Here is a 2,621-nt window from a genome sequence, read left to right as displayed (position 1 = left end):
ACGCCGGCCAGGTCGAAGTGACCATCAAGGACGCGGCGGGCGGCAATTTTGAGAACCTGACCACCAATCCGGCCGCGGCGGTTACCGACGTCACCGATACCATCGACACCTCGACGGTCAATCTGACCGCGACCGGCACTGTAGCTGAGGGCGGCACCGTGGTGTACACCGCTTCGGTGTCGGCCCCGGTCACCGGTTCGCCAGTGGTTGTGACCCTGTCCAACGGCCAGACCATCACCATTCCGGTCGGCGCCAGTAGCGGTTCTGTCAACTTCGTTGCGCCAAACGATGCCTTGGCGGGCGGCGGTTCCTTGAGCGTGAAGATCGACGATGCCAAGGGTGGTAATTACGAGAAGCTGGAAGTCGACGGCAAGTCGGCGGACACCTCGATTACCGACACACCGGACACCACCACCCTCAGCCTGTCGGCAACCGACTCGGTCGCTGAAGGCGGTTCCATCGTTTACACCGCGACCCTGACCAATGCCGCCGGCACACCGGTCACCGTGAACTTGTCGAACGGCGCGGTGATCACCATCGCCGCTGGCGCCACCAGCGGCAGCGTGACCGTCGATGCACCGAAGGACGACGTCTACAAGGACGCTGGCCAAGTCGAAGTCACGATCAAGGATGCCGCAGGCGGCAACTTTGAAAACCTGGCGACCAATCCGGCCGCGGCGGTTACCGATGTCACCGATACCATCGACACTTCGACCGTCAACCTGACCGCGACCAGCACTGTGGCTGAAGGCGGTACCGTGGTGTACACGGCTTCGGTGTCGGCACCGGTCACCGGTTCGCCAGTCGTCGTCACTCTGTCCAACGGCCAGACCATCACCATTCCGGTCGGTTCGAGCAGCGGTTCTGTCAACTTCGTGGCACCCAACGACGCGTTGGCCGGCGGCAACTCCCTGAGCGTCAAGATCGACGACGCCAAGGGTGGCAACTACGAGAAGCTGGAAGTCGACGGCAAGTCGGCGGATACCTCGGTGACCGATACTCCGGACACCACCACTCTCAGCCTGTCGGCAACCGACTCGGTCGCTGAAGGCGGCTCCATCGTTTACACCGCGACCCTGACCAACGCCGCCGGCACGCCAGTGACTGTGACCCTGTCGAACGGCGCAGTGATCACCATCGCCGCCGGCGCCACCAGTGGCAGCGTGACCGTCGATGCGCCGAAGGACGACGTCTACAAGGACGCCGGTCAGGTCGAAGTGACCATCAAAGACGCCGCAGGCGGCAACTTTGAAAACCTGGCCACCAGCCCAGCGGCAGCTGTCACCACCGTCACCGATACCATCGACACCAGCACCGTTTCGCTGACTGCGACCGCGAACGTCGCCGAAGACGGCACCGTGGTGTACACCGCTTCGGTGTCGGCGCCGGTCACCGGCTCGCCAGTGGTTGTGACCCTGTCCAACGGCCAGACCATCACCATTCCGGTCGGTGCGAGCAGCGCCAGCGTGAACTTCACCGCACCGAACGATGCCCTGGCCGGTGGCGGTTCCCTGAGCGTGAAGATCGACGATGCCAAGGGCGGCAACTACGAGAAACTGGAAGTCGACGGCAAGCCGGCGGATACCTCGATCACCGATACACCGGACGCCACGACCCTCAGCCTGTCGGCAACCGACTCGGTGGCCGAAGGCGGCTCCATCGTTTACACCGCGACCCTGACCAATGCCGCCGGCACACCCGTGACCGTGACGCTGAGCAATGGCGCCGTGATCACCATCGATGCCGGTAAAACCACCGGCACCGTGACCGTCCCGGCTCCATCCGATGACGTTTACAAAGACGCAGGCACGGTCCAGGCCACCATTTCCACCGCCACCGGTGGCAATTTCGAGAATCTGGTGCCTAGCACAACCCCGGCAGTCACCAGCGTCACCGACACCATCGACACCTCGACCGTGACCCTGAACGCCACCGCTTCGGCGGCTGAAGGCGGCACCATCACTTACACCGCGACCGTCGGTGCACCAGTGACTGGCAGCCCGGTCACCGTGTCCCTGGCCAACGGCCAGACGATCACCATCGATGTCGGCAAAACCACCGGTACCGTGACCACCGCCGCGCCGAACGACGCGTTGGCCGGCCATGCTCCGCTGACCAACTCGATCACCAGCGTCAGCGGTGGCAACTACGAGAACCTGGTGGCGGACAAAACGCCGGTCAGCACCACTGTGACCGACACCGTCGACACCACCAACCTCAGCCTGAGTGCGACCAACTCGGTAGCTGAAGGTGGCCAGATCACTTACACCGCGACCCTGACCAACGCCGCCGGCACTCCGGTCACTGTCACTCTGAGCAACGGCGCCGTGATCACCATCGACGCCGGCAAAACCACCGGCACCGTCACTGTCCCGGCACCGTCCGATGACGTATACAAAGACGCCGGCACGGTCCAGGCGACCATCTCCACCGCCACCGGTGGCAATTTCGAGAATCTGGTGCCTAGCACTGCCCCGGCAGTGACCACCGTTACCGACACGATCGACACCACGACCGTGACCCTGAATGCCACCGCTTCGGCAGCCGAAGGCGGCACCGTCACTTACACCGCGACCGTCGGTGCGCCAGTGACTGGTAACCCGGTCACCGTGTCCCTGGCC

Annotated in this window: 1 protein-coding gene; it reads left to right on the top strand. The window is 63.9% G+C overall.

The features are described 5' to 3' along the window. Nucleotides 1–2,621, top strand: a 2,621-nt coding sequence (locus PMI21_RS11970) for an immunoglobulin-like domain-containing protein (RefSeq protein ID WP_007939220.1), incomplete at both ends; no start/stop codon positions are given.

Source organism: Pseudomonas sp. GM18, assembly GCF_000282195.1.
Lineage (GTDB): Bacteria > Pseudomonadota > Gammaproteobacteria > Pseudomonadales > Pseudomonadaceae > Aquipseudomonas.
Note: the sequence above shows the minus strand (reverse complement) of the source record. Positions and strands in the feature narration are given on the sequence as shown.